We start from the raw sequence: 4,523 nt of genomic DNA, 5'->3' as shown, positions 1-4,523 counted from the left end.
GCGCTGCTGCTGGGTCGCGCCTTGCAAGTGGCGCACCTGCCACACGCCCCAGCCGCCGATCGCGACGCCGGCGGCGCCTACCAGCAGGGCAAACAGTGCCAGTCCAGTGCCGGCCCGCTTGGCGGGGGCGGCGGGTGTTTGCGCGGGCGTCTCGGACGCCGGCTGCAGATCATCATTGGGCAAGGCAGTTTCGCTCACGTATCCATCCTTTGCATTGAGGCACGTCGCCCATCAGCTTAGCGCCTTAAAAGGCGGGTGCAGGGGTTTCCTGCAACGCCGCCAGCAAAGCCGCGGCACTGGCGCCACGGCAATCCACTACGTTGTGTGCACCACAGGCACGTGCCAGTTCGGCCACCCGCGGGCTGGGCACGAACAACGCCAGCCTGGACAAACGTGGCCAATGCGCGCCGGCCAGCTGGCGCAGGTGTTCAAAACCCTGTCCACTGCTGACCACCAGGCCGTTCAGGCGTTCCGCCTCGATGCGCTGCGTCAGCGTGTGCGCCGGGTAGTCCGGCAGGCGGCGGCGGTACAGGGGCAGATAATCGACACTAGCACCCCCTGCGGTCAATCGCTCGGCCAACAACTCGCGACCGCCTTCGCCGCGCAGGATCAGCACCCGCGCGCCCGGCCGCGCGATGGCAGCCTGCAGGCGTGGCAGTTGCAGCAAGGCTTCGCTGTCGTCGCCCTGGGGCGGGAAGTGCACCTCGCGGCCATGCGCCTGGAGAATCGCCGCCGTCGCCGCACCCACCGTGAACCACGGCAGCGCCGGTGCCTGCGGCCAATGCGCATCGAGCAATGCCAGGCCCAGGCGAGCGGCGGGTTTGCTGACCACGATCAGCGCGCAATAGTGCGACAGCTCGCCCATGATCGCGTGCTGCTCGGCGGTGGTCGGCAGTGCTTCGATCTCCAGCAGCGGCAGGCTGCTGCCGAACAGGCCGGCCTCGGCCAAGGTGGCAGCAAGTGCCGCGCATTCCTCGGCCGGCCGGGTCAGCAGCAGGCGCCAGCCGCTCACGGGTGACCGGCCTCGCCATAGACCGCCTTGAGAATCTCTTCGGCGCCTTGCCCCAGCAGCTCCTGGGCTACCCGCACCCCCAGCGCCTCGGCGTCCTGGCGTGGTGCGCGGGCCTGGGCGCTCAACAGCCGGCCACCGGCCGGCTCGCCCACCAGGCCGCGCAGCCACAGCTGCTCGCCTTCGAGCACGGCGTAGCAAGCGATAGGCACCTGGCATCCGCCATTGAGGTGTTTGTTCAGTGCCCGCTCGGCCGTGACCCGGTCAGCGGTATCGGCGTGATGCAGCGGCGCGAGCAGCGCGTGGATGGCCTGGTCGGCGCTGCGGCACTCGATACCCACCGCGCCCTGGCCCCCGGCCGGCAGGCTGTCGTCGATGCTGATGCTGTCGGTGATGCGGTCTTCGAAGCCCAGGCGAATCAGGCCGGCAGCAGCAAGGATGATGGCGTCGTACTCGCCGGCATCGAGTTTGGCCAGGCGGGTGTTGACGTTGCCGCGCAGGAAGCGGATTTCGAGGTCGGGCCGACGTGTCAGCAACTGCGCCTGGCGGCGCAGGCTGGAGGTGCCGACGATGCTCCCGGGCGGCAGTGCATCAAGACTGGCGTAGGTGTTGGACACGAAGGCATCGCGCGGGTCTTCGCGCTCGCAGATGCAGAACAGCCCCAGGCCCTCGGGGAAGTCCATGGGCACGTCTTTCATCGAGTGCACGGCGATGTCGGCTTCCTGCTCCAGCAGCGCGGTTTCGAGCTCCTTGACGAACAGGCCCTTGCCGCCGATCTTCGACAGCGGCGAGTCGAGCAGCTTGTCGCCGCGACTGACCATCGGCACCAGGGTCACGACCAGGCCGGGATGAGCCTGTTCCAGGCGGGCTTTGACGTATTCGGCCTGCCACAGGGCAAGGGCACTTTTGCGCGTGGCAATGCGGATTTCACGAGTGGACATGGATCGATCCGTACGAGATAGATGCGACGGATGATAACAGCTCAACCCGAGCCGCTAGCAGATCTATGTCAGCACAGCGGCCGACCCTCCCTGGCCACGCCGTGCGATTGGCCCGCGCTAGAGGTGCTGCATCATCTTGCGCACACCCGCCACATGGCGGCGGCTGACGATCAGGGCATCGCCATTGAGGCCCTTGAGAAACAACTGGAAATGCCCCAGCGGGGTGCGCTGCAGGCGCTCGATGCGGTCACGGGCCACCAGCGCATTGCGATGGATGCGCACGAACCGCTCGCCGAATTCGTCTTCCAGCGCCTTGAGCGGCTCGTCCAGCAGCACCTCGCCGCCTTCATGGCGCAACGTCACGTACTTGTGATCGGCAATGAAATAGATCACCTGGTCGATAGGGATCAGCTCGATGCCCTTGCGCGTGCGTGCGCTGATATGGCTGCGCGGCCCGTTGCCGCTTTCGGCACCCGGGCGGGTCAGCGCCGCCAGTTGCACCCGGTTGGGACGCTCGGCGCGGCGCAGGGCATCGCGCAGTGCATCGACCTGCACCGGCTTGAGCAGGTGGCCCAGGGTGCTGTCCTGGAAGGCCTGCACGGTGAATTCGTCATCACCGGTACAGAACACCACGGCCGGCGGCGCTTCACGCTCGCACAGGCGCGCAGCCACCTGCAGGCCGTCCATGCCCGGCATGCGAATGTCGAGCAAGACCACCTCGGGCTTGAGGCTGTCGATCAATGCCAGGGCCTCTTCGCCATTGGTGGCGCTGGGCTCCAGCACGGTATAACCCTCCAGCTCGCCGAGCATGCGGCTCAGGCGCTCCCGGGCTTGGGGTTCGTCATCAACGATCAGGACATTCATATAGCGCTGGATTCCTGCGTGAGTCTCGCACAAGGAAAGCGTAGACAGGTGAGGTGACGACCGTCACGGCGATCCACGCTCAGACTCGCACGATGGCTAAAGATTCACTGGGAGGGCAAAAGCTGCCAATCCTCTGTCCAACTGTAGACGGTTGCCGGCACGCTGCCGTTCAATCGATAAATATCCTTATGCATCCCTGTCGTGCTGCGCCGCCACCACGACATAAACCCACATCTGCGCCGACCGCCGAGCCCCGTACGGGCCGGCAACCCTGTTATCATCAGCGCCAATTTTTCCCGTTCACGCCTTCAACGAGTGAATCCATGAGCACCGACAAGACCAACCAGTCCTGGGGCGGCCGCTTCAGTGAGCCCGTCGACGCCTTCGTCGCCCGCTTCACCGCCTCCGTCACCTTCGACCAGCGCCTGTACCGCCACGACATCATGGGGTCGATCGCCCACGCCACGATGCTGGCCAAGGTCGGCGTACTCACCGATGCCGAGCGCGACAGCATCATCGACGGCCTGAGTACCATCCAGGGTGAAATCGAGGCCGGCAACTTCGACTGGCGCATCGACCTCGAAGACGTGCACATGAACATCGAGGCACGCCTGACCGACCGCATCGGCGTCACCGGTAAAAAACTGCACACCGGGCGCAGCCGCAACGACCAGGTAGCCACCGACATCCGCCTGTGGCTGCGTGACGAGATCGACCTGATCCTGGCCGAGATCACCCGCCTGCAGCAGGGCCTGCTGGCCCAGGCCGAGCGTGAAGCCGACACCATCATGCCCGGCTTCACCCACCTGCAGACCGCGCAGCCGGTGACCTTCGGCCACCACCTGCTGGCCTGGTTCGAAATGCTCAGCCGTGACTACGAGCGCCTGGTCGACTGCCGCAAGCGCACCAACCGCATGCCCCTGGGCAGCGCCGCGCTGGCGGGCACCACCTACCCGATCGACCGTGAGCTGACCTGCTCGCTATTGGGCTTCGAGGCGGTGGGCGGCAACTCGCTGGACGGCGTGTCCGACCGCGACTTCGCCATCGAATTCTGCGCCGCCGCCAGCGTGGCAATGATGCACCTGTCGCGCTTCTCCGAAGAGCTGGTGCTGTGGACCAGCGCGCAGTTCCAGTTCATCGACCTGCCCGACCGCTTCTGTACCGGCAGCTCGATCATGCCGCAGAAGAAGAACCCCGACGTGCCAGAGCTGGTGCGCGGCAAGACCGGCCGTGTGTTCGGTGCCCTGACCGGCCTGCTGACCCTGATGAAGGGCCAGCCACTGGCCTACAACAAGGACAACCAGGAAGACAAGGAGCCGCTGTTCGACGCCGCCGACACCCTGCGCGACTCGCTGCGTGCGTTTGCCGACATGATCCCGGCGATCAAGCCCAAGCACGCGATCATGCGCGAAGCGGCGCTGCGCGGATTCTCCACCGCCACCGACCTGGCCGACTACCTGGTGCGTCGCGGCCTGCCGTTCCGTGATTGCCACGAGATCGTCGGCCATGCGGTGAAATATGGCGTGGACAGCGGCAAGGACCTGGCCGAGATGAGCCTGGACGAGCTGCGCCAGTTCAGCGACCAGATCGAGCAGGACGTGTTTGCCGTGCTCACCCTGGAAGGCTCGGTGAATGCGCGCAACCATATCGGCGGCACCGCACCGGCCCAGGTGCGTGCTGCGTGGCCCGCGGCCAGGCCCTGCTGGCCA

Annotated in this window: 3 protein-coding genes and 3 pseudogenes; 1 reads left to right on the top strand and 5 read right to left on the bottom strand. The window is 66.2% G+C overall.

Going from position 1 to position 4,523, the window contains the following annotated elements; translation table 11 throughout:
* The 5 genes and pseudogenes from G3436_RS15940 to G3436_RS27695 all read right to left on the bottom strand — a co-directional run.
* Positions 1-198: pseudogene (locus tag G3436_RS15940) on the bottom strand (uroporphyrinogen-III C-methyltransferase); the annotation flags it as partial.
* Positions 199-244: 46 nt separating this feature from the next.
* Positions 245-1,012 carry a uroporphyrinogen-III synthase gene (locus tag G3436_RS15935; protein ID WP_163946683.1) on the bottom strand — a complete coding sequence of 256 codons (768 nt, stop codon included), beginning with the start codon at positions 1,010-1,012 and terminating at the stop codon, positions 245-247.
* On the bottom strand, positions 1,009-1,950 hold the full coding sequence (hemC, locus tag G3436_RS15930; protein WP_163946680.1) for a hydroxymethylbilane synthase: 942 nt from the start codon (positions 1,948-1,950) through the stop codon (positions 1,009-1,011). Before hemC ends, G3436_RS15935 begins: the two co-directional genes overlap by 4 nt.
* A gap of 117 nt (positions 1,951-2,067) precedes the next feature.
* Positions 2,068-2,814, bottom strand: coding sequence for a LytR/AlgR family response regulator transcription factor (locus tag G3436_RS15925; protein ID WP_163946677.1), 747 nt, complete (start codon positions 2,812-2,814; stop codon positions 2,068-2,070).
* A pseudogene (locus tag G3436_RS27695) lies at positions 2,811-2,918 on the bottom strand (sensor histidine kinase); the annotation flags it as partial. The gene G3436_RS15925 and the pseudogene G3436_RS27695, both read right to left, overlap by 4 nt.
* A 219-nt stretch (positions 2,919-3,137) precedes the next feature.
* Here G3436_RS27695 and argH point away from each other — a divergent pair.
* Positions 3,138-4,523 (top strand): annotated as a pseudogene (argH, locus tag G3436_RS15920) (argininosuccinate lyase); the annotation flags it as partial.

The organism is Pseudomonas brassicae, assembly GCF_010671725.1.
In the GTDB taxonomy this organism is placed as follows: domain Bacteria; phylum Pseudomonadota; class Gammaproteobacteria; order Pseudomonadales; family Pseudomonadaceae; genus Aquipseudomonas; species Aquipseudomonas brassicae.
Note: the sequence above shows the minus strand (reverse complement) of the source record. Positions and strands in the feature narration are given on the sequence as shown.